Source organism: Pseudomonas sp. AC532 (assembly GCF_979258965.1).
Genome location: NZ_OZ409888.1, coordinates 4380698 through 4403663 on the forward strand (window position 1 = coordinate 4380698; position 22966 = coordinate 4403663).

The window sequence follows — 22966 nt, forward strand, 5'->3', positions numbered from 1 at the left end:
TGCGGCGCCGTTCAATACGGCGCCGCCAGCTATCTATAGTCTTCTCATGCGCCCGATGCGCACGACTCGAACTATCTGGATATTGGGGAAGAACATGAAATTCGCACGCTCGCAGCAAGGCCTGTCGATTGTGAGTTGGCTGGTGGTTCTTGCTGTGGTGGCGTTTCTCGCCAGCACCGCGTTCAAGGTGATACCGCATTACCTCGACTACATGTCGATGGAGAAGATCATCACCTCGGTGGAGACCGACAAGCTGCAGGACATCCGTACCGTGGGCGACTTCTATGCCCACGTGAGCCGCGGCATGACGGTCAACAGCATCCGCGACCTGAACATGCGGGATGTGCTGAAGGTGACCCAGGATGGCAACGAGTTTCTTGCCCACCTCAAGTATGAAAAACGTGAATCGCTGATCGAGAATCTCGATCTGGTGGTCAATTTCGATAAAGAATTTCGTGTGCGTATGCCGTGAGTGTTTCGCTGACCCGCCTCGAGCGACAGCTCGGGCACACCTTCAAGGACCAGGATCTGATGATCCTGGCGCTGACCCATCGCAGTTTTGCCGGGCGCAACAATGAGCGTCTGGAGTTTCTCGGTGATGCCATCCTCAACTTCGTTGCTGGCGAGGCGCTCTACGAGCGTTTCCCCCAGGCGCGTGAAGGCCAGCTGTCGAGGCTGCGCGCGCGTCTGGTGAAGGGTGAGACCCTGGCCGTGCTGGCGCGCGGTTTCGACCTCGGCGAGTACCTGCGCCTGGGCTCGGGCGAACTGAAGAGCGGCGGTTTTCGCCGTGATTCGATTCTCGCCGATGCCCTGGAAGCGCTGATCGGCGCCATCTACCTGGACGTCGGCATGGACATCGCCCGCGAGCGCGTGCTGGCCTGGCTGACCAACGAGCTGGATGGCCTGACGCTGGTCGACACTAACAAGGATCCCAAGACCCGGCTGCAGGAGTTTCTGCAGTCACGTGCCTGCGAGCTGCCGCGTTACGAGGTGGTCGATATCCAGGGCGAGCCCCATTGCCGGACATTCGTGGTCGAGTGTCAGGTCAATTTACTCAATGACAAAACCCTTGGCCAAGGCGCCAGCCGCCGCATCGCCGAACAGGTTGCGGCGACGGCAGCGCTGATCGCTCTGGGTGTGGAGAACGGCAATGACTGATTCGCCTGTAACACGCTGTGGCTATGTCGCCATCGTCGGCCGGCCCAACGTGGGCAAATCGACGTTGCTCAACCACATCCTCGGACAGAAGCTGGCGATCACCTCGCGCAAGCCGCAGACCACCCGCCACAATATGCTCGGCATCAAGACCGAAGGCGAGACCCAGGCCATCTACGTGGATACGCCCGGCCTGCACAAGAACAACGAGAAAGCGCTCAACCGCTACATGAACAAGAACGCCTCGTCGGCCCTCAAGGACGTCGACGTGGTGATCTTCGTGGTCGACCGCACCCGCTGGACCGACGAGGACCAGATGGTCCTCGAGCGCATCCAGTACGTGCAGGGGCCGGTGATTCTGGCCGTCAACAAGACCGACCGGCTGGACGACAAGGCTGACCTGATGCCGCACCTGAAGTGGCTGGCCGAGCAGTTGCCGAACGCCGAAATCGTGCCGGTTTCGGCGCAGCACGGCCACAACCTGGAAGCCCTGGAGAAGCTGGTAGGCGAGCGCCTGCCCGAGGGCGTGCACTTCTTCCCGGAAGACCAGATCACTGATCGCTCCGGGCGCTTTTTCGCGGCTGAATTGGTGCGCGAGAAGATCATGCGCCAGCTTGGCGCGGAACTGCCTTACCAGATCACCGTCGAGATCGAAGAGTTCAAGCGCGAAGGGCGGATCATGCACATCCACGCGCTGGTGCTGGTCGAACGTGACGGGCAGAAGAAGATCATCATTGGCGAGAAGGGTGAGCGCATCAAGCGCATCGGCCAGGAAGCGCGCAAGGATATGGAGTCGATGTTCGACACCAAGGTCATGCTCAACCTGTGGGTCAAGGTCAAGAGCGGCTGGTCCGATGACGAGCGCGCACTGCGTTCCCTGGGCTACGACAATATCTGACACGGCATTCTGCCTCTGGCCTCGATAGCGGGTGATTCAGCATGCTTGCGCTCAGCCAGCCCGCCTATGTCCTGCACAGCCGTGCGTACCGCGAAAGCAGCGCACTGGTCGATTTCCTGACGCCCCAGGGGCGCCTGCGCGCCGTATTGCGTGGCGCGCGTGGCAAGGCCGGCACTCTGGCCCGACCGTTCATTCCCCTCGAACTGGAAACCCGCGGGCGCGGTGAGCTCAAGAACGTCGGCCGCCTGGAGGCGGCTGGCATTCCCAATCTGCTTTCCGGCGACGCGTTGTTCAGCGGCATGTACCTGAACGAGTTGCTGATCCGCGTGCTGCCAGCGGAGGACCCACACCCGGTGATCTTCGAGCAGTACGCCATGACGGTGCTGGCGCTGGCTCAGGGGCGAGCCCTGGAGCCGCTGCTGCGGGCCTTCGAGTGGCGGTTGCTGGACGAGCTGGGTTACGGGTTTGCGCTCGACAGCGATGTGCAGGGCGATGCGGTGGTCGCTACCGGGCTTTATCGCTTGCAGGCCGATAGCGGCCTGTTGCCCATTGGCCACTGGCAGCCCGGTGCCTTTCTTGGTAGCGAGCTGCTGGCCATGGCCGAGGCGGACTGGACCGCGCCAGGCGCGCTGGCCGCTGCCAAGCGCCTGATGCGTCAGGCGCTCGCGCCCCATCTGGGTGGTCGACCGCTGGTCAGCCGCGAATTGTTCATGACGCTCAAGGAGCCAAGCCGTGACTGAAGCCAATCGTGTTTTGCTGGGTGTGAATATCGACCACGTGGCCACCCTGCGCCAGGCGCGGGGCACGCGCTATCCCGACCCGGTCAAGGCCGCGCTGGACGCCGAAGAGGCGGGTGCCGATGGCATCACCGTGCACCTGCGCGAAGATCGGCGGCACATTCAGGAACGTGACGTACGCCTGCTCGCGCAGGTGCTGCAGACGCGCATGAACTTCGAGATGGGCGTCACCGATTTCATGCTCGACTTCGCCGAACAGATCCGCCCCGCGCACGTCTGCCTGGTACCGGAAACCCGCCAGGAACTGACCACCGAGGGTGGCCTGGATGTGGCCGGACAGGAAGCACGCATTGCCGCTGCAGTGCAGCGCCTGGCCGCTGCCGGCAGCGAAGTGTCGTTGTTCATTGATGCCGATCCGCGGCAGATCGAGGCGAGCAAGCGCGTAGGCGCACCGGCCATCGAGTTGCACACCGGCCGCTATGCCGACGCGCACGATGTGCAGGACGCTGCCGCCGAGTTGCAGCGCATCCGCGAGGGCGTTGCGCTGGGGCTTTCCCTGGGGCTGATCGTCAATGCCGGCCATGGCCTGCATTACCACAACGTCGAGCCGGTGGCGGCGATCCCCGGCATCAACGAGCTGAACATCGGTCATGCGCTGGTCAGCCATGCGCTGTTCGTCGGCTTCAAGGAGGCGGTACGCGAAATGAAGCAGCTGATCCAGGGCGCCGCGGCAGGCTGATCGGCGTGTCAGCGGTGGCCGCCGTAGGCCACCGCTACCTGCGCCGCCAATGCCTCGGCGGCGGCCCCTCGGTTGCTGCCGCGCAGCAGTTTGATGTGGTACTCGCCCAGTGGCGGCAAGCCATGCTCCTGCAGCGCCAGGCGGCGTAGCGGGGGCTTGACCAGGCTGGCGGGGAACGCTGCTATGGCCAGGTCGGCCAGCAGGGCCGCTTCCTGTCCCGCACACTGCTCGCTGGAATAGGCGATACGGTAGCTGCGCCCCAGGCGGTCGAGGCCGTCCAGGGCCGCACGGCGCCAGGCACAGCCGGTATTGGCCAGGGCGAGCGGCAGGGGGCTGCGCTTGACCGCCAGGCCGCCTTCACGACCTGCCCACACCAACGCTTCGCTGCAGATGATCTCGCCTCTGGAGTCGTCGGCATCGGCGTTGCCGGTATTGAGCAGGGTCAGATCGAGCTCGCCAGCGTCCACACGCTCGATCAGCTCACAGCTGCGGCCTACCGACACGTCGACCTGAACCGCTGGATGACTCAGGGCGAACTGCGACAGCAGATCCGGGAGCGAGCCCACGCCAATGTCGAACGGCGTGCCAAAGCGCACGGTGCCCGCCAGGTTTGGAATCAGAAACTGCGCCACCGCTTCTTCATTGAGCTTGAGCAGGCGGCGGGCGTAGCCGAGCAGGACCTCGCCATCGGCGGTCAGCCGCACGCGCCGGCTCTCGCGCAGAAACAGCGGGCGGCCCAGGGTTTCCTCCAGGCGCTTGATTTGTTGGCTGACCGCGGCTGTGGTGCGGAAAACCTGCGCGGCAGTGCGGGTGAAGCTGCCGCTTTCGGCAATCCCGACAAAGGTTTTCAGCACGTCGCTCTCCAGCAGAGGCAGCGCGGCGGGGACGTCCATGGGCAAGGCGGTTGTCATAGGTTTGTTAATATTTTCTTAACTAGAGGTTAGGTATTACTCGTTTGTCTTAACGGTAGGCGCAACTCACTCTGGCTGCAAGCGATCATCGATCACCGGTGATCACTCGTTGAGGAGCCTGACCATGAGAGCGAACAGACAGCCTGCGGCACATGCCGCGCGCGGCGTGCCGCTGCCCGGATGCGGCAGCTTTCCCGAGGAGTGGATGCAATGGGTGGCTGACTGGTGTTTCGCCTGGCGCTGGCGCCGCAAGATGCGCCGCCTGCTGGTGCTCGACGAGCTCGGCCAGGTGCGCCTGGGTAGCATTCATTCGCGTGTCAGCGCAGGCGCCCGCATGCCGTTGCGGGTGATCGTCGCGCGCCAGGCCGAGTGGCGCCGCACTCGCCCCGCCGATGACTGAGGGCGGCGCTCAGGGCTTGCGTGCGACCAGCACGGCACGGCGTGGCGCCGGCAGGCCCTCGAGGGTGCGGCGGTGATCCAGCGGGTCGAGGAATTCCGGTAGCGACTGGAAGCGCATCCACTCGGTGCTGCGCTGCTCCTCGACCGAGGTGACGCTGACGTCCACGCAGCGCACGTCGACGAAGCCGGCGCGGCGTAGCCACAGCTCCAGCGCAGCAACCGAGGGCAGGAACCACACGTTGCGCATCTGCGCATAGCGATCTTCGGGAACCAGGACCTGGTTGGCATCGCCTTCGACCACCAGCGTTTCCAGTACCAGCTCGCCGCCCTTGAGCAGGCAGTCCTTGAGTTCCAGCAGGTGGTCGATGGGCGAGCGGCGGTGATACAGCACACCCATGGAGAACACGGTGTCGAAGCCCTGCAGCTTGGCGGGCAGGTCTTCGATGCCAATCGGCAGGTGCCAGGCAGGCAGGTCCGGCAAGTAGTGTTTCATCGCCAGGAACTGGCAGAGGAACAGCCAGTTGGGGTCGATGCCGACCACGCTCCTGGCGCCGTCGCCGAGCATACGCCACATGTAGTAGCCGTTGCCGCAGCCGACATCGAGCACGCGCTTGCCGGTCAGGTCCAGGTGCGGGGACACTCGCTGCCATTTCCAATCCGAGCGCCATTCGGTGTCCACGTGCACGCCGAACAGGTGGAACGGGCCCTTGCGCCAGGGGATCAGGCCACGCAAGGCGCTATCCAGGGCTGCGTGGGTGGTGTCGTCGTGCTGGCCGCCGAGGCGGAAGTCTTCGCGCAGGTCGAGCCGCTCGGCGACCAGTGGCGGCAAGGCTTCGACGGCCGCATACCAGCGCTGCAGGTCACCGTGCCCGATGGCCAGCCTGGCATCGATCTGCGCGGGCAGGTCGGCGCTCCAGTCCTGCATTGGGGTGCCCGCCAGCTCCGCCTGCAGGGCGTCGAGGTCCATGCGGCGCATCATGGCAGCGCCACCAGGGAGGCGAAGTTGAGGCACTGGAACCAGGGCACCACCTTGCTGAAGCCGGCGGCGTGCAGGCGCTCCCGATGTTGCTCGAGGCTGTCGGGCAGCATCACGTTCTCGATGGCGCTGCGTTTCTGGGCGATTTCCAGCTCGCTGTAGCCGTTGGCGCGCTTGAAGGCCAGGTGCAGGTCGGTGAGCAGGGTATGTTGTTGCCGGTCCTCGAAACGCAGCTTTTCCGAGAGGATGAGCGCGCCACCGGGCAGCAGGGTGCGATGAATGCGGCCGAGCAGCTCAAGGCGATTGTCCGGCGCGATGAACTGCAGGGTGAAGTTCATCGCCACCAGGGAGGCGGGCTGCCACTGCATGGCGAGGATGTCGGCTTCGATGACCTCGACCGGCAGCAGCTCCTGGAACATGGCGTCCTGGGCGTGCAGGTATTCGCGGCAGCGCTCGACCATGGCCGCCGAATTGTCCACCGCAATCACCCGGCAACCCTCGACCTGCACGTGGCGGCGCAATGCCTGGGTGACGGCGCCCAGCGAGCTGCCCAGGTCATACAGCAGGCTGCCGGGCTGGGCGAACTGGCCGGCCAGTACGCCAATGTTTTCGACAATGGTCGGATAGCCGGGCACGGAGCGCTTGATCATGTCCGGAAACACGCGCGCCACGTCTTCGTTGAACACGAAGTCCGGGACCTGATCCAGTGGCTGGGCGAAAAGTTGGTCGGGCTGTCTGTTCACGGTCGGTCTGCGCGGTGCTGGAAAGGCGCGCATTTTAGCCAAGTCCGGCGATTAGCCAAACCCTGTCGACGGCAGGCATCGCTGGGGGAACGTTACCTGCGGGTTCTGTCGCGCCGGTGCGGCTAGCGAACGCGAATACGGCAGTCGAACGTTTCTGCGGGTTCGGTGCTGACGTCCCAGGGCTGGGCGTAGGTCAGCAGCAACTGCGCCTCGCCGCTCTCGGTCGCCTGGAAGCGCCAGGTTGAGTAACCGTCGCCACCGACCAGATCCGATTCCGAGGCGCTGTAGACTTCCGGGCCGAGGCTCTTGAGCACCCTGCCGGCATCCTCACGCACCGCCCAGCGGTAACCGGTGGTGGGGTTGCTCGGCAGGCTGAGGATCATCTGCTGGCCTACCTGAAGCGCGATCGGGCACTGCGTCTGTTCTTGTACGGTGACGCTCTTCGAGGGGCTTGCACAGGCACTGAGCAGGGTGACGGCTGCGACGAGCGACAGGCTATGGGCGATGGTCATCAATGGCTCCGTTGGCTGGAAAACGCGTGTCAGCATAGCCGCTGAGGCCAGGCCTGTAACCCGGCAGCCACGCCGAGCGGCGGCGCCCATCAGTCGACGATGAACAGGCGGGCGCCGGTCGTGGTCGAGCTGCGGTGCGCTTCGGCGCCGTCGGCGACCTGATAGCTCATGCCGGCGGTCATCACGAATCGCCGGCCATCCTCCAGTTCGGTGTGCAGTTCGCCTTCCAGGCACAGCAGGATGTGGCCCTTGTGGCACCAGTGATCGGCCAGGTAACCCGGCGAGTAGTCGACCATGCGCACGCGCAGTGCGCCGAACTGTTGCGTGCGCCAATGGGCCATGCCCGTTTCCCCTGGGTGCTCGGTGGCCGCGACCTGGTGCCAGTCAGTGGTGCCGAAGGGGATATCGTTGATGTTCATGAGGGTTTCCAGATAAGGGTGGGCGCCGCCGCCGGGTAGGCCGCGTGCGGGTCAATCCTGTTGCGCCTGCAGAAACAGCACGAACAGTTCCGATTGCGACTTGATCCCCAACTTGCCGTAGATGTGCTTGCGGTGCACCTTGACCGTCTCCGTGGAAATCGCCAGTTTGCGGGCAATCTCCTTGCCCGAGCAGCCGCTGAGCAGCAGCCGGGCGACTTCCAGTTCGCGCGTCGTGAGGGTGTCTTCCAGGCGGTGCCCGGCGCTTGCGTGTGCCTGCAGGCGCGCCGGGCCGACTGGGGCGCCGCCGAGCAGCTCCTGCTCGAAGGTCAGGCGCTGGCGCATCAGCCCGCTCACCCAGGGCTGCACCAGGCCAAGCAGTGCTAGGTTCTCGGGGCTGAAGCGATGCCGGGCGCCGAGCGACAGACACAGTGTGCGGCCGTCCCCCAGTGGAACATTGAACTGCACCTCGTCGACCACCACGTTGAGTCGGAAGTAGCGCTGGTAGTAATCGGTTCGCTCGAAGTATTGGGGCGCCACGTCGGCCAGGTGCAGCAGGCCGCCGGCGCTGCGTTCGCGGCTGTTGATGTAGAAGGGGTCGAGTTGGTACAGGCCCTTGAGGTAGTCCAGAAACAGGGTGTCGGGGCCACCGTCGAGGCCTGGGCATTCGGCGAGCACCTGGGGTCGGGCGTCACTGAAGATCAGCACCACCCAGCTGTCGAAGGCCACGTACTGTTCCAGCAAACGTACCAGTGCCGTCCAGAAACCGGGGCGATCCAGCCCTTCGATGAGTTTACCAACCGACTGATGCCAGGCGATGTGCTGCAACGACAGTCCCATTTCCTACCCCCAAAGGGTTAACCCGCCCGCGTGATTACCGGCAGCGATGCGTGGCGCCATACTCGACCAATCGCACCGGCAGGGCGGCCCATCGCGGTTCGCCATACCGAAGATGGGATTCTGCCGCCTTTGCCTGCCGTGAACAAAACAACAGGACATGCCGATGAAGATCGAACTCTTGCAAATGCGCGGTCGCGATGGCGACACCGCATACAACCTCAGTCGCGCCCTGCAGGCAATTGCCGACAGCGCCGACGGTACCGATCTGCTGGTGTTTTCGGAAACCCATCTGATGGGGTTTCCAACCCCGCTCAACATCGCTGCCGTCGCCGAGCCCATCGACGGGCCCAGCGTACAGGCCGTGCAGCAAGCCGTTCGCGAGCGCAACGTATCGGTAGCCATTGGCATGGCGGAGAGCGAGGGTGGGCTGTTCTACAACACCACGCTGCTGATCACCCCCGCCGGGATCGCCATGCGTTACCGCAAGACCCACCTGTGGTCGTCCGACCGGGGTGTGTTCACGCCCGGCGACCGCTTTGTCACGGTGCCCTGGCAGGGCATCCGCGTTGGCATCCTGATCTGTTTCGATATCGAATTCCCGGAAAGCGCGCGGACGCTGGCGCAGCTGGGCGCCGATCTGATCATCGTCACCAATGGCAACATGGACCCCTACGGGCCCACCCACCGCACCGCGATCATGGCGCGGGCCATGGAAAACCAGGCATTCGCGGTGATGGTCAATCGCGTCGGCAGCGGCGATGGCGATCTGGTGTTCGCTGGCGGCAGTGCGGCGGTCGACCCGTTCGGCCAGGTGCTGTGTGAAGCCGGACGCGAGGAGTGTCGGCAGATCGTCGAACTCGACCTCGAACAGTTACAAGCCGCCTGCAGGGACTACCGCTACCTCGACGAACGGCGCCTGGTACTGCCTGGCGAACGCGTCGACTACGCGGACGGTCGCCGCGAGCTGTTGATTCCCCGATAAGACGGAGGCCCACCTCCGCATTGCCGCCGGGCTTCGCGCCTGGCGAGTGTTGCCGTGTTCGCCGACTTCGGCTCTGCCATAAAAAACATAAATCTCGGAGTAGCAGTAATGGCCAATCTCAAACGGACCCTCACGCTGGGCTCGGTGGTGCTGTTCGGCATCGCCTACATGACGCCGATCATCGTGCTTGGCACCTTCGGCATTCTTGCCGACGTGACCGACGGGCAGGTGCCGGCCGCCTACGTGGCCGCCACGCTGGCCATGCTGTTCACCGCGCTGAGCTACGCGAAGATGGCTGCGGCCTATCCCGTGGCCGGTTCCGCCTATACCTATGTGCGCCAGTCGATCAACGCCAAGCTGGGTTTCATCGCCGGCTGGGTGGTGCTGCTCGATTACCTGTTCCTGCCCATGGCCATCTGGCTGATCGGTGCGGCCTACCTGGGGTCAGCATTTCCGGCAGTGCCGCAGGCCGTGTGGGTACTGACGTTCATCGTGGTGACATCGCTGATCAACGTGGTGGGTCTGCAATTGGCCAAGCGGGTCAACGGACTGCTGATGCTCGTGCAGCTCCTGGTACTCGTCGCCTTCGTCGCCCTTTGCGTGCACTACGTGGCAGGCGATGGGAGCAAGCCGTTGTGGAGCCTCGAGCCGTTCTTCGACGGCAGTTTCAGCCTGCCGCTGGTGATGGGCGGTGCGGCGATCGCCTGCTACTCGTTTCTCGGCTTCGATGCTGTCAGCACGCTCACCGAGGAAACCCGCGACCCGCAGAAGACCATCCCCAGGGCGATTCTGCTGATCACCCTGTTTGGCGGGCTGATTTTCATTGTCACCGCCTACTTCGTGCAGCTCGCCCATCCTGGCGCGGCGTTCACCAGCACCGATTCGGCAGCCTATGAAATCGCTCGCAACATCGGTGGTGACCTGTTCGTGTCGATCTTCCTGATCGGCCTGATCGTCGGCCAGTTCACATCGGGGCTGTCGGCCCAGGCCAGCGCCTCGCGCCTGCTGTTCGCCATGGGCCGTGACGGGGTACTGCCCAAGCGTCTGTTCGGCACGCTGAGCCAGCGGTTCGGCACGCCAGTGGGCAGCATCGCCCTGTGTGCGGTGGTGGCCTTGCTGGCGCTGAAGCTGGACGTGACCACCTCGACCTCGTTCATCAACTTCGGCGCCTTCCTGGCGTTCTCGCTGGTCAACCTGTCGGTGATTTTCCATTACTGGATCGGCCGTCCGCAGCGTGGCGCTCGCGCGGCGCTGCAATACCTGCTGTTTCCGCTGCTCGGCGTGTTCGCCACGCTGTGGCTGATGGTCAGCCTGGACCACCTGGCGATCACTCTGGGCCTGTGCTGGCTGGCGTTGGGCGTCGTCTATCTCGCCTGGTTGACCGGTGGATTTCGGCGCCAGCCACCTGAGATGCAGTTCGACGCTGACTGAGCCATCACTGCCGGGCGACGCTGACGCCTTCCAGGTTGGCGAAGGAGGTGTCCTTGGCGGTGAGCAGGAAGTCGCGCATGAACGGCGCATCCAGCATGTCGGTGCGGATGCCCGCGTAGAGCGTGGCGAACAGGCCCTTTTCACCCAGGCGCTTGGCCGTCACGTAGCCACGCGAGCTGTACTCGTGCAGTGCCCAGTTGGGCAGCCCGCAAACACCGCGCCCGCTGGCCACCAGCTGCATCATCATTACCGTCAGTTCGGAGGTGCGTACCTGGGCCGGCTCGATGTCGGCGGGTTCGAGAAACCGCGTGAAGATATCCAGCCGATCACGTTCCACCGGGTAGGTGATGAGGGTTTCCCGGCGCAGGTCTGCCGGGCGGATGCAGGGCCGAGTGGCCAGTGCGTGCTGGTTGGCAACCGCCAGCATGGCTTCATAGGTGAACAATGGCACGTAGGTGATACCGGACAGCTCCAGCGGGTCGGAGGTCACCACCAGGTCGAGATCACCACGGGCCAGGGCGGGCAGGGGCGCGAAGGAGAATCCCGAGGCCAGGTCGAGCTCCACTTCCGGCCAGGCATCGCGAAACTGATCGATGGTCGGCATCAGCCATTGGAAGCAACTGTGGCATTCGATGGCCATGTGCAGGCGGCCCGCAGTGCCGCCAGCCAGGCGCGAGAGGTCACGCTCGGCGCTGCGCAGCAGTGGCAATACGCTGTCGCACAGCTGCAGCAGGCGCAGGCCGGCACTGGTGAACCGTACCGGTTTGGTCTTGCGCACGAACAGCTGCATGCCGAGGCGCTCCTCCAGTTCCTTGAACTGGTGCGACAGCGCCGACTGAGTCAGGTGCAGGCGGTCGGCCGCGTCGACCAGGCTGTCGGTCTCACGCAGGGCGTGAAGGGTTTTCAGGTGACGTATTTCGAGCATCGCGGGCCTGCAAAATATTCAATCAGGCGGCAACGAAGATGAGCGCCTTTCATGTGCGCAGTGTCGCTCATGGCTTGGCCCGCTGTCGAGCCGGGTTTGGAGGGCACCCGCCTGGCGGGTTTCATCAAACTGTCACCGTTCTGTGGCAGCGCGCATCGAGAGAGAACTGCAACACTTCTCTGCTAGTCGGCTTTCTGCTTGTGGAACATGAATGATGCGCGTGCTGTTTTTTCTGGCTGCCCTGCTGTGCAGCCTGCCGTCCCTGGCGACGGAAGCCTGCCAGGTCCATGCGGACGTCGAGCGCGTATCGGTGGGCGAGGTGAGCCTCGCCTACCAGAGCATCGGACGCAGCAGCGATCCTGCGTTGTTGCTGGTGATGGGCCTGGGTGGGCAGCTGATCCACTGGCCGGACGACGTGGTCGAACAACTCTGTGCGCAGGGTTTCCGGGTGATCCGCTACGACAACCGCGATGTCGGCCTGAGTCGCTGGAATGCTGATGCGCCGACAGCCAACCTCGCCTATGAGGTACTGCGCTATCGGCTCGGGCTATCCGTCGGCGCGCCCTACGGGTTGCGCGACATGGCGGGTGATGCTCTGGGGCTGATGGATGCCCTGGGCATTCACCGGTTTCATTTGCTGGGTGCCAGCATGGGCGGGATGATCGCCCAGCACGTCGCGGACATTGCGCCGCAGCGGGTGCAGAGCCTGACCCTGGTGATGACCAGCTCGGGTGCCCAGGGGCTGCCGGCGCCTAGCCAGGCGCTGGTGCAGTTGCTGTCGCGACGGGATGCGCCGAGCCGCGAGATGGCCCTGGAGCAGCAGGCAGACCTGCTGGCAGCGCTGGGTAGCCCGGCGGTGGTGGATGATCGCGCGATGCTGCTGCACCAGGCCGAGGTCGCCTACGACCGGGCCTTCAACCCGGCCGGTGTGGAGCGCCAACTACTGGCCATTCTCGCGGAGGGCAGCCGCGTAGACCTGCTCAATCGCCTGCGTGTGCCGACCCTGGTGGTGCATGGCACCGCTGACCCGCTATTGCCGGTGATGCACGGCGTGCATGTGGCGGCCCATGTGCGCGGCAGCGAGCTGCGCCTGATTCCCGGGCTCGCTCACCGCTTTCAGGAGCGCTTCAAGGCGCCGTTGCTGGCGGCTGTACTGCCACACCTGCAAGCTCACCGGCAGGATGTGCAACTGGTACAGATGTAACGGCCAGTGGCACGGCTGGCGTCATGTAGCGTTCCAGCCGCTCGCGTTGAGCGGCGTCGAGGAACAAGCCGAGCTTGCTGCGCCGCCAGAGAATGTCGTCCACTTCGGTGGCCCACTCGTGCTCGCGCAGGTAATCCACTTCCCGAGCGTACAGGCCGTGGCCGAAGTCCTCGCCGAGGTGCTCGATGTTCTGCGCGTCGCTGAGCAGCTGCCAGGTGCGGCTGCCATACGTAGCGGCCCAGCGCTGTGCCAGCGCAGCGTCCAGCCAGCCGTGACGCTTGCACAGCGCATCGACCAGGCTCTGCCGATTGTGCATCTGCTCGCCACCTGGCAATGGCGCGTCGGCGGTCCAGCGGGCCGACATGTTCGGGAAAAACGGGGCGAGCTGCGCCAGCGCCGACTCTGCAAGCTTGCGGTAAGTGGTCAGCTTGCCACCGAACACCGAGAGCAGCGGTGGCTCGTCGCCCTGGGCCGACAGCGACAGGGTGTAGTCGCGGGTAATGGCGGACGGCTCATCGGATTCGTCGTCGCACAAAGGGCGCACACCTGCGTAGCTGTGCAGGATGTCGGCACGGCTGATTGCCTTGCGAAAATGATCGTTGACCACCTTGAGCAAGTAGTCGGTTTCTTCCTCGCTGATGCTGACCGTGGCCGGGTCGCCGCTGTATTCGCGGTCGGTGGTGCCGATCAGGGTAAAGCGGTCGAGGTAGGGAATGGCGAACACAATACGGCGATCCTCGTTCTGCAGGATATAGGCCTGCTCGCCGTCGAACAGCCGTGGCACAACGATGTGGCTGCCCTGGATCAGGCGAATGCCGTAGGGCGATTGCTGCTTGAGGTCGTCGCGAATGAAGCGCGCCACCCAGGGCCCTGCTGCGTTGACCAGCGCCTTGGCGCGAATCGAGAACAGGCTGCCGTCGGCGCGTTCCAGATGGATGTGCCACAGGCCCTTGCTGCGCCGCGCGCTGACGCACCGGGTGTGGGTGTGCACGTGAGCGCCGTGTTCGCGCGCCGCCATGGCGTTGAGCACCACCAGGCGAGCGTCATCCACCCAGCAGTCGGAGTATTCGAAGCCGCGGGTGATCTGCGCCTTAAGCGGGCTGCCCGCATCGAAGCGCACGCCACGCGAGCGCGGCAACGCCTTGCGTTTGCCGAGATTGTCGTACAAAAACAGACCGGCGCGGATCATCCACGCAGGGCGCAGATGCGGGCGATGGGGCAGGATGAAGCGCATCGGGCTGACGATATGCGGCGCCTTGGCCAGCAGCACTTCGCGCTCGGCCAGGGCCTCACGCACCAGGCGGAATTCGTGGTGTTCCAGATAGCGCAGGCCGCCGTGGATCAATTTGCTGCTCGCCGACGAGGTGTGACGGGCCAGGTCGTCCTTTTCGCAGAGAAACACCGACAGGCCACGACCGGCTGCATCGCAAGCGATACCGGCACCATTGATACCGCCGCCAACGACGGCAACATCGTAGATCTCGGACAGCGGGCTGGTAGACAGACTGGTTGTGGGCATCGTCAGGCCTCGTGTTGCTTTGGTATTGGAATTCGAACATTTATGTTCATTTGCGAAAATACTAGCGCATGAGTAGCGCGGTATCCAGTGCGATTCGATTGAAAAAACTCATCGCCCTGCCTAAGAATGAAAATTGGCGAACATTTTTACAGAGGCCGCCGGCGGCAGAAGGTTCGCCTTGTGTTCGAATGAACAATCGGTGAGGCGCAGCCAGCCCTGCCCGTGCGCGACCTGTCAGGCGTATCGCGCGCGGGTTGGGCTGAAGAATGCGTGGTGCGGCGGCGTCAGGCCACTTCGAGGCGAATCTTGTGCTGCTCGAGCAGGTGGCAGAGGGCCGGCACCGGCTGCTGGTCGGTCACCAGGCAGTCGATCAGGCTGATGGGGCCAAGGCGGATCATGGCGTTGCGTCCGAACTTGCTCGAGTCGGCCGCCAGGATAACCTTGCGGGCGTTGGCGATGATCGCCTGGGAGACGCGCACTTCCTGGTAGTCGAAATCCAGCAGGCTGCCGTCTTCGTCGATGCCGCTGATGCCGACGAGGGCGAAGTCGACCTTGAACTGGTTGATGAAGTCGACGCTCGCCTGACCGACCAGCCCACCATCGCGGCGCACGCTGCCGCCAGTGAGCAGTACGTCGAAATCGTCCTTGGCGCTGAGCATCGATGCCACGTTGAGGTTGTTGGTGATGACCTTCAGGTGGTTGTGATTGAGCAGTGCACGGGCAACCGATTCGGTGGTGGTGCCGATGTTGATGAACAGCGAGGCATGGTCGGGAATCATCGCGGCGATGGCTTCGCCAATGCGCTGTTTCTCGTGGCGCATCTGATCGGCGCGCATGGCGTAGGCGGTGTTCTCGACGCTCGAGTCATAGGCCGCGCCGCCATGGTAGCGGCGCAGCATATTGGCATCCGCCAGGTGATTGATGTCACGGCGGATGGTTTGCGGGGTAACGACGAACACACTGGCCAGCTCCTCGATGCTGACGTAGCCGCGTTCGCGGATCAGATCGAGGATTTGCTGCTGACGGGGAGGCAGATTCATGGGGTTTCCTTGGGGCTGCCGCACGGAATCCTTCCATGATGCCGCACGAACCTGCTCGCTGCCAGTTGTCGCGGCGGCGACGCCTATTTGGCCTCCTCATGGGGCTGCCAGTCGCGGGTACGGTCGACGGCTTTTTTCCAGCCCGCATACAGCGCCTCCTTCTCCGCCTCGGCCAGTTGTGGTTCGAACTCGCGCTCGATCACCGCCTTGCCGCGCAGTTCGTCCAGGCTGCTCCAGAAACCGCATGCCAGGCCGGCCAGGTAGGCTGCACCCAGCGCGGTGGTTTCACGCATTTCCGGGCGTTCCACGTGCGTGCCAAGAATGTCGGCCTGAAATTGCATGAGGAAGTTATTGGCCACCGCACCACCGTCCACGCGCAGAGACTTCAGGCGTTCGCCGGAGTCCTGCTGCATGGCATCGAGCACATCGCGTGTCTGGTAGGCGATGGATTCCAGTGCCGCGCGGATGATGTGGTCAACGCGCACGCCACGGGTCAGGCCGAACAGCGCGCCGCGCGCGTAGGGATCCCAGTAGGGCGCGCCCAGGCCGGTGAACGCTGGTACCAGGTATACGCCGTTGCTGTCCTTGACCTTGTTGGCAAAGTACTCGGTATCGAAGGCGTCGTTGACCACCTTCAGCTCGTCGCGCAGCCACTGGATGGTCGAGCCACCGTTGAAAATTGCGCCTTCCAGCGCATAGCCCACTTCACCGCGCGGGCCGCATGCGATGGTGGTCAGCATGCCGTGCTGGGACTTCACTGCCTTGTCGCCGGTGTTCATCAGCAGGAAACAGCCGGTGCCGTAAGTGTTTTTCGCCTGCCCGGGCTCGACGCACATCTGGCCGAACAGTGCCGCCTGCTGATCGCCAGCGATACCGGCGATGGCAATGCCGCTCTTGGTGTGGCCGTAGATTTCCGACGAGGACTTCACTTCAGGAAGCATCTCGCGCGGGATATCCAGCACCTCGAGCATCTTCTCGTCCCACTCCAGGGTATGGATGTTGAAAAGCATGGTGCGCGAGGCGTTGGTGTAATCGGTGATGTGCACCTTGCCGCCGGTGAATTTCCAGATCAGCCAGCTATCGACGGTGCCGAACAGCAGCTCACCCTTGCGCGCGCGTTCGCGGCTGCCCTCGACATGGTCGAGGATCCACTTCAGTTTGGTGCCGGAAAAGTAGGGGTCGGTGACCAGCCCAGTGGTCTTTTGAATGTAGTCCTCGTAACCATCCCGCTTGAGCTGCTGGCAGATCTCGGTGCTGCGGCGGCACTGCCAGACGACCGCGTTGTGGATCGGCCGGCCGGTGTTCTTGTCCCAGACCACGGTGGTTTCACGTTGATTGGTGATGCCGATGGCTGCCACCTGATCATGGTGCAGGCCCGCCTGCGCCAGGGCCTCGACCATGACGGCACTCTGGGTGGCGAAAATTTCCATGGGATCATGCTCGACCCAGCCGCTTTGCGGATAGTGCTGGGTGAATTCGCGCTGGGCGATGCACACCACGTTGGCGTCGCGATCAAAGATGATCGCCCGGGAACTGGTCGTACCCTGGTCGAGGGCAATGATGTAATTCTTGTTCTGAATGTCTGTCATGTCGATTGCCTTGAACGAGTTGATGGGGATGAAGGCGCGTGCGCAGCGAGGCGCACGCATCGTTGAAAGTCAGGACACTTTGACGTCGCGCTCGGCGCTCCGTTCGGCCTCTGCAGCGGCGACCGCGCTGGGCAGGTGGCGGGCGATCATGCCGCGGTACGTCGCAGCGCCCAGGCAGGCGCCGAGGATCGGCGCGAAGATCGGTACCAGGAAGTACGGGATGTCGCGACCGCCCGTGAGCGCGATCTCGCCCCAGCCTGTGAAAAAGGTCATCAGCTTGGGGCCGAAGTCGCGGGCGGGGTTCATCGCGAAACCGGTCAGCGGGCCCATGGCGCTGCCGATCACGGCGATCAGCAGGCCGATCAACAGAGGGGCCATGGGGCCGCGCGGCAGCCCGTTGTTGTCATCGCCGAGGGCCATGATCACCCCCATGAGGATGGCGGTGATCACCACTTCCACCATGAACGCCTGGCCGGTGGACAACACCGGATTGGGAAAGGTGGAAAACACCGCGGCCAGCTCCAGGCTGGCCGTGGAGCCGCGAACCATCTGCTGGGCCTGCTCGTATTCGGCGAACAGCCCGCTATATAGGGTGTAGACCAGCAGGGCACCGCAGAAAGCGCCGGCGATCTGGGCAAGGATATAGAAGGGCAGTTTGCGTTTTTCGAAGCCGGCGAACAGCCAGAGCGCGATGCTGACGGCAGGGTTGAGGTGGGCGCCGGACACCCCGGCAGTCAGGTAGATCGCCATGCTGACGCCGACGCCCCAGATGATGCTGATCTCCCAGAGACCAAAACTCGCACCTGCCACCTTGAGCGCGGCAACGCATCCGGTACCGAAGAAAATGAGCAGCGCAGTGCCCAGGAATTCGGCCATGCATTGGCCGGACAGAGAGGGTTGTTGCAGAGCAGTGGTCATGGGAAAGCCTCGGTTCTTGTTGTTGTTCTGGCGATTTGCGACGGGAGAAGAACAGCCTCCAGAGCATCTCCACGTGCTGAACGCCATCGCTGTTGGGGAGCGGCGCCTGTACCGCAAATGTTCATAATCGAAAAAAATATAATCTTTAATCGGCGATTGTCAAAAAACGAACCCGTTTTATCGCCTATTTTTTCGTTATCAACCGTACATATTGTTTCAATAGGTCATCGTCTCGGGCGATAGGTTCCGTTGTCGCGCAAGATTTACTGCCTGACGCACAGAGGCCAAACAGAGCCTTTGTCCCTTTGCGGCGCTAGAATCGTGAGGTGCCCGTTGTCGTCCACGCCCACCGCCCTGGAGTTTTCATGACACCCGCATTGGAGCTGTTGAAAAAGGTTCGCGCCGAACATCGAATCCACAGTTACGAACACGACCCCAAGGCGGCGTCCTATGGGCTGGAGGCGGCCGAGAAGCTCGATCTCGACCCGGCGCAGGTGTTCAAGACGCTGCTGGCCTGCAGTGAAAAAGGCGAGCTGCTGGTGGCCGTGGTGCCGGTGGCCGGCACGCTGGACCTGAAAGCCCTGGCCCAGGCGGCCGGCGTAAAGAAGGTCGAGATGGCGGCGGTGGAGGCGGCGCAGCGCGCGACCGGCTACCTGGTCGGAGGCATCAGCCCGCTGGGCCAGAAGAAACGCCTGCGTACCTTCATCGACAATACGGCCCGGGGTGTCGCGAGCATTCACGTCAGTGCCGGCCGCCGCGGCCTGGAGGTCGAGTTGAGTGCCGAAACCCTCGCCCTGCATACTCAGGCGCAGTTTGCCGCCATCGGGCGCTAGCTTGGTCGTTGTCGCGCCACCGAGTCAGCCGGTGCGGCGGGTTCAAGCTCCGGGGGGCAGAGTTCGCGCATGCGCGGCGGTATACGATGCCTGGTGAAAGCAGGCCGGGCGGTGAATTCCGCGCCGCGCTATGATGGCTTGGCCAGGGATGTCATCGCGCGCCCACGGGCTCTCGATGCCGGCCCGCAGATCGGCAGCCGCTGGCGCTGCCCAGCGGGCATTGGACCCTGGCGCTGGCGCCTGATGTGGCGAAGTGGATGGCACGGCGGGTGCGTAGCGACAAGGACTGCGCGCCGCAGACAGAAGCAGGAGGCTTGCGGGTGAAGAAAGGGTTTCGCTGGATTACGGGTGGCCTGTTGTCAATGCTGCTCCTGGGGACCGCCTCGGCCCGGGCCGAGACCCTGGTCATGGCGGCGGATGACTGGTGCCCGGTCAACTGCGCTCAGGATGCCGAACGACCGGGCATCCTGGTCGAGCTGGCGCGTGCGATCTTTGCCGAGGCTGGCATCGATGTGGAGTACCGGGTGACCAACTGGGCGCGCGCCGTGCAGGATGTACGCAGCGGCCGAGTCAACGCCCTGGTCGGTGCCGGCATCCGCGATGCGCCCGACTTCATCTTTGGCGACCTGGCGCCTGGTATCTCCCGCAACTGCTTCTACGCGCGTGCTGGCGGCAATTGGCGCTACAGCGGCCTCGCCTCGCTCGACGAGATCCGCCTCGGCGTCATCAATGGCTACAGCTACGGCAAGGAAATCGATGACTACATCCAGCGTCATCAGAAAAATCTGGATCGCCTGCAGCAGGCGGCCGGTGAACAGGCGCTGGCACTGAACGTGCGCAAGGTAGAACTGGGGCGTGTCGACGCCCTCCTGGAAAACACTTGGGTGATGTCGCAGTATCTGGATCAGCACAAGAACGTCGACAACCTCGTCGAGGTGGGCTGTCGTGTGCCGGACGTGCCCATCTACATCGCCTTTTCCCCGGTGCTGACCTCGAGTGCCCGCTACCGTGACATTCTCGACGAAGGTATCCAGCGCTACCGTCAGAATGGCCGCCTCGACGCGCTGTTGCAGCGTTATGGGATTCGCTCGGAACATTGACACCCCGCCGTGCCGCGCAGTGGTTGCGCGGCACGCTGCGCCTTTTCTCCGCTGACCCGGGAGCTGCCGTTCATGGTTTTGGAATTTCACCAGGTGGATGCGTTCAGTGACGCGCCCTTTGCCGGCAATCCGGCGATTGTCTACCGCCTGCACGCGTGGCTCGACGAGCCCCTGATGCAACGGATAGCCGCCGAGCACAATCTGGCCGAGACGGCGTTCGTGGTGAGGGAGGGGGCTGCCTGGCGGATTCGCTGGTTCACGCCGACGCAAGAGGCGCCGTTGTGTGGCCACGCCACCCTGGCCAGCGCTCACGTGCTCTTCCACTGCTATGCGGAGCCGGGGCCGCGCATCGATTTCCTGTATGCCGGTGGCAGCCTGGCGGTCGACCGGGAAGGAGATCGCCTGGTGCTGGATTTCCCTTGTCAGCCGCCCACGCCTATCACAGTGCCCGACGGCCTCGCCGAGATCCTGGGGCAAACGCCGCTGGCAGTGCTGGATGGGCCGCAACTGCTGGTGCTGTTGGACTCGCAGGCCTCTGTGCGTGCCTGCCGCCCGGACCTTCGCGCCCTGGCGCAACTGCCCTGGTCGGCGGTGATCATCACGGCGGCGGGGCACACGGTGGATTTCGTGTCGCGCAACTTCGCGCCTGCAGTGGGCATCGAAGAAGATCCGGTGACCGGGTCGGCTCACTGCATCCTCACGCCGTACTGGGCGCAACGGCTGGGCAAGCAGGAGCTCAGCGCTTACCAGGGCGGCAAGCGCGGTGGCTATCTGTGGTGCCGGCTGCATGGCGACAGGGTGAGAATCGCCGGCCACGCGTGCCTGGTGAGCAGCGGCCGGCTGCACTTCGACGCTTAGTCGTCGTGCGCCAGCCGCGACGGTGCCGCCACGCTGCCCGGCGCCGCAAAGGCGACCAGGTGATCGGCCGCGATACGAATGCCGACCTGTTCGCCAGGCTGGTGATCGGCATGGCTTGGAAACAGCGCTTCCAGCTGGCTACCGGTTGGCAGCTGCAGCCGATACAGCGTGGCGGCCCCGAGAAAGCTCTTGCCGACGATCAGCGCCTGCTGGGCACTGTGCGGGTCATGGACGATATCGTCGGGCCGCAGCAGCACGTCTACCGCGCTGCCGACTGGCCAGGCGTAAGCACGATTGCCGCGTATGGTACCCAGCTCGGTCTGCACCTCGTCTGGCGCCTTCAGTTGGCCACGAATGAAATAACCCTGGCCGATGAAGCTGGCAACGAAGGGCGTCTGCGGTTCGTGGTAGAGATTGAAGGGCGTGTCCCATTGCTCCAGATGGCCGGCCTTGAAGACACCCACCTGATCGCTGACGGCAAAGGCCTCCTCCTGGTCATGGGTGACCAGAATCGCGCTGGTGCCGCGGCTCTTGAGGATATCGCGCACCTCGTGGCTGAGCCGTCGGCGCAGCTCGCCGTCGAGGTTGGAGAAGGGTTCGTCGAGCAGCAGCAGCTGCGGGTTGGTCGCCAGGGCGCGGGCCAGGGCGACGCGCTGTTGCTGGCCGCCGGACAGCTCGTTCGGATGCCGCTTGCTCAGGTGGTCCAGCTTGACCAGTTCCAGCAGCTCGCGGGTAACCTGCTCGCAGTCGGCCTGTTTGCGAATGCCAAAGGACACGTTCTGCGCCACGCTCAGGTGCGGGAACAGGGCGTAGTCCTGAAAGACCATGCCGATGCGGCGTTTTTCCGGTGCGAGGGCGAAACCCGGGCGGGAGATCACCTCGCCCGCCAGGCTGATTTCCCCTTCCATGACTGGCTCGAAGCCGGCAATGGCGCGCAGCGTGGTGGTCTTGCCGCAGCCGGACGGGCCCAACAGACAACCGATCTCCCCGGCATTGAGGTGCAGGTCGAGGTGTTGCACGATGCGCTGCTCACCGTAGCCGCAACCCAGGTTACGCAGGCTCAACAGCATGCTGTGGCTCATGCGTGGTGGTACGCCGGTTCGACGAGGAATTCGAGCAGCGCCTTCTGTACATGCAGGCGGTTCTCGGCCTGGTCCCAGGCAGCCGAACGCGGATCATCGAGCACGTCCTCGCTGATCTCCTCGCCACGGTGGGCCGGCAGGCAGTGCAGAAACAGCACGTTTTCATCCGCCGCGTCGAGCAGTGCGCGGTTGACCTGGTAGGGCGCGAACAGCTTGTGACGCTCGGCAATCTCTTCTTCCTGGCCCATGGATGCCCAAACGTCGGTGCTCACCAGGTGCACGCCAGCGACCGCCTCGCGCGGGTCGCGGAAGATCTTCACGCGCTCACCCGCTTCGGCCAGCAGCGCGGCATCCGGCTCGTAGCCTTGTGGGCAGGCGACGTGCAGCGTGAAGTCGAACTGGATGGCAGCCTCTATATAGGAGTTGCACATGTTGTTGCCGTCGCCGATCCAGGCGGCGGTCTTGCCGACGATGCTGCCGCGCTGCTCGTGGAAGGTCTGCATGTCGGCCAACAGCTGGCAGGGGTGCAGGTCGTCCGACAGGCCGTTGATCACCGGCACGCGCGAATTGGCGGCGAACTCGGTCAGGGTGCTGTGGGCGAAGGTGCGGATCATTATCGCATCGAGCATGCGAGACATGACGATGGCCGAGTCGCTGATCGGTTCGCCGCGGCCCAACTGCGTGTCGCGCGGCGACAGGAAGATCGCCTGGCCACCGAGCTGGATCATGCCTGCCTCGAACGACAGGCGAGTGCGGGTCGAGGCCTTCTCGAAGATCATGCCCAGCACGCGATTTTTCAGTGGCTCGAACAGCACGCCGCTGTTGCGCAGGCCTTTCAGCTCGATGCCGCGTCGGATCAGGCCCACCAGCTCATCGGGTGTGCAGTCCTTCAGCGAGAGAAAGTGTCTTGCGCTCATCGTTAACTACCTTTTGACAACAGAACGCAGGCTACCTTTTCCCGGGGAAACGGGAGAACCTGCGGCTGGGGGCCGCATTGTGCGACGAAACGGGGAAGCCGCCGATCTTATAAGTAAATGACGCCTACGCGCAAATCCGCCCGGATGCCGGGTGTGACGCCACGTCGGGCCCGCCCCGGGGCGGCTGATGCCGCTTTCTGATGGGCAGGGATTCACGACGCCGAGGCTGCTGGTGTGGCGGC

The 22966-nt window shown here is 64.0% G+C and carries 25 protein-coding genes; 12 read left to right on the plus strand and 13 right to left on the minus strand.

What is annotated here, in order from left to right:
* Positions 1-94 precede the first annotated feature (94 nt).
* The 5 genes from ACZ0AV_RS20305 to pdxJ are packed head-to-tail and all read left to right on the plus strand — an operon-like array spanning position 95 to position 3529.
* Positions 95-472 (plus strand): DUF4845 domain-containing protein, encoded by a 378-nt coding sequence (locus ACZ0AV_RS20305; protein WP_499152692.1) that lies wholly within the window; start codon positions 95-97, stop codon positions 470-472.
* The gene (gene rnc, locus ACZ0AV_RS20310; protein WP_499152693.1) at positions 469-1158 is read left to right on the plus strand and encodes a ribonuclease III; all 690 of its coding nucleotides are present in this window, start codon (positions 469-471) and stop codon (positions 1156-1158) included. Before ACZ0AV_RS20305 ends, rnc begins: the two co-directional genes overlap by 4 nt.
* A complete protein-coding gene (gene era / locus ACZ0AV_RS20315; RefSeq protein WP_499152694.1) occupies positions 1151-2053 on the plus strand; it encodes a GTPase Era in 903 nt (300 codons plus the stop codon). The genes rnc and era overlap by 8 nt, the downstream gene beginning before the upstream one ends.
* 41 nt (positions 2054-2094) lie before the next feature.
* A complete protein-coding gene (gene recO / locus ACZ0AV_RS20320) occupies positions 2095-2793 on the plus strand; it encodes a DNA repair protein RecO (protein WP_499152695.1) in 699 nt (232 codons plus the stop codon).
* On the plus strand, positions 2786-3529 hold the full coding sequence (pdxJ, locus tag ACZ0AV_RS20325; protein WP_499152696.1) for a pyridoxine 5'-phosphate synthase: 744 nt from the start codon (positions 2786-2788) through the stop codon (positions 3527-3529). Before recO ends, pdxJ begins: the two co-directional genes overlap by 8 nt.
* A gap of 8 nt (positions 3530-3537) precedes the next feature.
* Here the strand turns inward: pdxJ and ACZ0AV_RS20330 are convergent, their stop codons facing one another.
* The gene (locus tag ACZ0AV_RS20330) at positions 3538-4422 is read right to left on the minus strand and encodes a LysR substrate-binding domain-containing protein (protein ID WP_499152697.1); all 885 of its coding nucleotides are present in this window, start codon (positions 4420-4422) and stop codon (positions 3538-3540) included.
* Positions 4423-4564: 142 nt separating this feature from the next.
* On the opposite strand from ACZ0AV_RS20330, the gene ACZ0AV_RS20335 reads away from it, so the two are divergent.
* Entirely contained in the window at positions 4565-4840 is a 276-nt protein-coding gene (locus ACZ0AV_RS20335; RefSeq protein ID WP_499152698.1) for a hypothetical protein, read from the plus strand.
* 9 nt (positions 4841-4849) lie between these two features.
* Here the strand turns inward: ACZ0AV_RS20335 and cmoB are convergent, their stop codons facing one another.
* The 5 genes from cmoB to ACZ0AV_RS20360 form a co-directional block, all read right to left on the minus strand.
* Positions 4850-5818 carry a tRNA 5-methoxyuridine(34)/uridine 5-oxyacetic acid(34) synthase CmoB gene (cmoB, locus tag ACZ0AV_RS20340; RefSeq protein ID WP_499152699.1) on the minus strand — a complete coding sequence of 323 codons (969 nt, stop codon included), beginning with the start codon at positions 5816-5818 and terminating at the stop codon, positions 4850-4852.
* Complete coding sequence (gene cmoA, locus ACZ0AV_RS20345; RefSeq protein ID WP_499152700.1) at positions 5815-6591, minus strand: carboxy-S-adenosyl-L-methionine synthase CmoA; 777 nt, start codon at positions 6589-6591, stop codon at positions 5815-5817. The genes cmoB and cmoA overlap by 4 nt, the downstream gene beginning before the upstream one ends.
* Positions 6592-6680: 89 nt before the next feature.
* Entirely contained in the window at positions 6681-7070 is a 390-nt protein-coding gene (locus tag ACZ0AV_RS20350; RefSeq protein WP_499152701.1) for a protease inhibitor I42 family protein, read from the minus strand.
* Between the two features lie 89 nt (positions 7071-7159).
* Positions 7160-7489, minus strand: a complete 330-nt coding sequence (locus ACZ0AV_RS20355) for a DHCW motif cupin fold protein (RefSeq protein WP_499152702.1) — start codon at positions 7487-7489, stop codon at positions 7160-7162.
* A 51-nt stretch (positions 7490-7540) separates the two neighbouring features.
* Positions 7541-8326 (minus strand): helix-turn-helix transcriptional regulator, encoded by a 786-nt coding sequence (locus ACZ0AV_RS20360; RefSeq protein ID WP_499152703.1) that lies wholly within the window; start codon positions 8324-8326, stop codon positions 7541-7543.
* Between the two features lie 163 nt (positions 8327-8489).
* Here ACZ0AV_RS20360 and ACZ0AV_RS20365 point away from each other — a divergent pair, with 163 nt between their 5' ends.
* Both ACZ0AV_RS20365 and ACZ0AV_RS20370 read left to right on the plus strand, forming a co-directional pair.
* Entirely contained in the window at positions 8490-9308 is an 819-nt protein-coding gene (locus tag ACZ0AV_RS20365) for a carbon-nitrogen hydrolase family protein (protein ID WP_499152704.1), read from the plus strand.
* 108 nt (positions 9309-9416) lie between these two features.
* On the plus strand, positions 9417-10739 hold the full coding sequence (locus ACZ0AV_RS20370) for an APC family permease (protein ID WP_499152705.1): 1323 nt from the start codon (positions 9417-9419) through the stop codon (positions 10737-10739).
* Between the two features lie 4 nt (positions 10740-10743).
* Here the strand turns inward: ACZ0AV_RS20370 and metR are convergent, their stop codons facing one another.
* Complete coding sequence (metR, locus tag ACZ0AV_RS20375) at positions 10744-11664, minus strand: transcriptional regulator MetR (RefSeq protein WP_499152706.1); 921 nt, start codon at positions 11662-11664, stop codon at positions 10744-10746.
* Positions 11665-11878: 214 nt separating this feature from the next.
* On the opposite strand from metR, the gene ACZ0AV_RS20380 reads away from it, so the two are divergent.
* Complete coding sequence (locus tag ACZ0AV_RS20380; RefSeq protein ID WP_499152707.1) at positions 11879-12868, plus strand: alpha/beta fold hydrolase; 990 nt, start codon at positions 11879-11881, stop codon at positions 12866-12868.
* Here ACZ0AV_RS20380 and glpD read toward each other — a convergent pair.
* The 4 genes from glpD to ACZ0AV_RS20400 form a co-directional block, all read right to left on the minus strand.
* Positions 12792-14387 (minus strand): glycerol-3-phosphate dehydrogenase, encoded by a 1596-nt coding sequence (glpD, locus tag ACZ0AV_RS20385; protein ID WP_499152708.1) that lies wholly within the window; start codon positions 14385-14387, stop codon positions 12792-12794. The two genes, ACZ0AV_RS20380 and glpD, sit on opposite strands and share 77 nt — an antisense overlap.
* Positions 14388-14671: 284 nt before the next feature.
* Positions 14672-15427, minus strand: a complete 756-nt coding sequence (locus ACZ0AV_RS20390; RefSeq protein WP_499152709.1) for a DeoR family transcriptional regulator — start codon at positions 15425-15427, stop codon at positions 14672-14674.
* 83 nt (positions 15428-15510) lie between these two features.
* The gene (glpK, locus tag ACZ0AV_RS20395; RefSeq protein ID WP_499152710.1) at positions 15511-17016 is read right to left on the minus strand and encodes a glycerol kinase GlpK; all 1506 of its coding nucleotides are present in this window, start codon (positions 17014-17016) and stop codon (positions 15511-15513) included.
* A gap of 69 nt (positions 17017-17085) precedes the next feature.
* Complete coding sequence (locus tag ACZ0AV_RS20400) at positions 17086-17934, minus strand: MIP/aquaporin family protein (protein WP_499152711.1); 849 nt, start codon at positions 17932-17934, stop codon at positions 17086-17088.
* 365 nt (positions 17935-18299) lie between these two features.
* Between ACZ0AV_RS20400 and ybaK the strand changes: the two genes are divergently transcribed.
* From ybaK to ACZ0AV_RS20415, 3 genes are all read left to right on the plus strand, one after another.
* Positions 18300-18767 carry a Cys-tRNA(Pro) deacylase gene (gene ybaK, locus ACZ0AV_RS20405; RefSeq protein WP_499152712.1) on the plus strand — a complete coding sequence of 156 codons (468 nt, stop codon included), beginning with the start codon at positions 18300-18302 and terminating at the stop codon, positions 18765-18767.
* Positions 18768-19129: 362 nt separating this feature from the next.
* The gene (locus ACZ0AV_RS20410) at positions 19130-19867 is read left to right on the plus strand and encodes a substrate-binding periplasmic protein (RefSeq protein ID WP_499153414.1); all 738 of its coding nucleotides are present in this window, start codon (positions 19130-19132) and stop codon (positions 19865-19867) included.
* A gap of 72 nt (positions 19868-19939) precedes the next feature.
* Positions 19940-20725 carry a PhzF family phenazine biosynthesis protein gene (locus ACZ0AV_RS20415; protein ID WP_499152713.1) on the plus strand — a complete coding sequence of 262 codons (786 nt, stop codon included), beginning with the start codon at positions 19940-19942 and terminating at the stop codon, positions 20723-20725.
* Here the strand turns inward: ACZ0AV_RS20415 and ACZ0AV_RS20420 are convergent.
* Together ACZ0AV_RS20420 and argF are read right to left on the minus strand one after the other, a co-directional pair.
* Complete coding sequence (locus ACZ0AV_RS20420; RefSeq protein WP_499152714.1) at positions 20722-21807, minus strand: ABC transporter ATP-binding protein; 1086 nt, start codon at positions 21805-21807, stop codon at positions 20722-20724. The genes ACZ0AV_RS20415 and ACZ0AV_RS20420 overlap by 4 nt on opposite strands.
* A complete protein-coding gene (gene argF / locus ACZ0AV_RS20425; RefSeq protein ID WP_499152715.1) occupies positions 21804-22724 on the minus strand; it encodes an ornithine carbamoyltransferase in 921 nt (306 codons plus the stop codon). The genes ACZ0AV_RS20420 and argF overlap by 4 nt, the downstream gene beginning before the upstream one ends.
* Between the last annotated feature and the right edge of the window lie 242 nt (positions 22725-22966).

Coding starts and splice junctions, on each gene's coding strand:
- ACZ0AV_RS20355 (WP_499152702.1), bottom strand. CDS start 7,489: ATGAACATCAACGATATCCCCTTCGGCACCACTGACTGGCACCAGGTC.
- recO (WP_499152695.1), top strand. CDS start 2,095: ATGCTTGCGCTCAGCCAGCCCGCCTATGTCCTGCACAGCCGTGCGTAC.
- ACZ0AV_RS20360 (WP_499152703.1), bottom strand. CDS start 8,326: ATGGGACTGTCGTTGCAGCACATCGCCTGGCATCAGTCGGTTGGTAAA.
- ACZ0AV_RS20330 (WP_499152697.1), bottom strand. CDS start 4,422: ATGGACGTCCCCGCCGCGCTGCCTCTGCTGGAGAGCGACGTGCTGAAA.
- ACZ0AV_RS20390 (WP_499152709.1), bottom strand. CDS start 15,427: ATGAATCTGCCTCCCCGTCAGCAGCAAATCCTCGATCTGATCCGCGAA.
- glpK (WP_499152710.1), bottom strand. CDS start 17,016: ATGACAGACATTCAGAACAAGAATTACATCATTGCCCTCGACCAGGGT.
- ACZ0AV_RS20370 (WP_499152705.1), top strand. CDS start 9,417: ATGGCCAATCTCAAACGGACCCTCACGCTGGGCTCGGTGGTGCTGTTC.
- era (WP_499152694.1), top strand. CDS start 1,151: ATGACTGATTCGCCTGTAACACGCTGTGGCTATGTCGCCATCGTCGGC.
- ACZ0AV_RS20305 (WP_499152692.1), top strand. CDS start 95: ATGAAATTCGCACGCTCGCAGCAAGGCCTGTCGATTGTGAGTTGGCTG.
- ACZ0AV_RS20335 (WP_499152698.1), top strand. CDS start 4,565: ATGAGAGCGAACAGACAGCCTGCGGCACATGCCGCGCGCGGCGTGCCG.
- metR (WP_499152706.1), bottom strand. CDS start 11,664: ATGCTCGAAATACGTCACCTGAAAACCCTTCACGCCCTGCGTGAGACC.
- argF (WP_499152715.1), bottom strand. CDS start 22,724: ATGAGCGCAAGACACTTTCTCTCGCTGAAGGACTGCACACCCGATGAG.
- glpD (WP_499152708.1), bottom strand. CDS start 14,387: ATGCCCACAACCAGTCTGTCTACCAGCCCGCTGTCCGAGATCTACGAT.
- ybaK (WP_499152712.1), top strand. CDS start 18,300: ATGACACCCGCATTGGAGCTGTTGAAAAAGGTTCGCGCCGAACATCGA.
- ACZ0AV_RS20410 (WP_499153414.1), top strand. CDS start 19,130: ATGCTGCTCCTGGGGACCGCCTCGGCCCGGGCCGAGACCCTGGTCATG.
- ACZ0AV_RS20420 (WP_499152714.1), bottom strand. CDS start 21,807: ATGAGCCACAGCATGCTGTTGAGCCTGCGTAACCTGGGTTGCGGCTAC.
- cmoB (WP_499152699.1), bottom strand. CDS start 5,818: ATGATGCGCCGCATGGACCTCGACGCCCTGCAGGCGGAGCTGGCGGGC.
- ACZ0AV_RS20400 (WP_499152711.1), bottom strand. CDS start 17,934: ATGACCACTGCTCTGCAACAACCCTCTCTGTCCGGCCAATGCATGGCC.
- ACZ0AV_RS20380 (WP_499152707.1), top strand. CDS start 11,879: ATGCGCGTGCTGTTTTTTCTGGCTGCCCTGCTGTGCAGCCTGCCGTCC.
- cmoA (WP_499152700.1), bottom strand. CDS start 6,591: ATGCGCGCCTTTCCAGCACCGCGCAGACCGACCGTGAACAGACAGCCC.
- ACZ0AV_RS20365 (WP_499152704.1), top strand. CDS start 8,490: ATGAAGATCGAACTCTTGCAAATGCGCGGTCGCGATGGCGACACCGCA.
- ACZ0AV_RS20350 (WP_499152701.1), bottom strand. CDS start 7,070: ATGACCATCGCCCATAGCCTGTCGCTCGTCGCAGCCGTCACCCTGCTC.
- ACZ0AV_RS20415 (WP_499152713.1), top strand. CDS start 19,940: ATGGTTTTGGAATTTCACCAGGTGGATGCGTTCAGTGACGCGCCCTTT.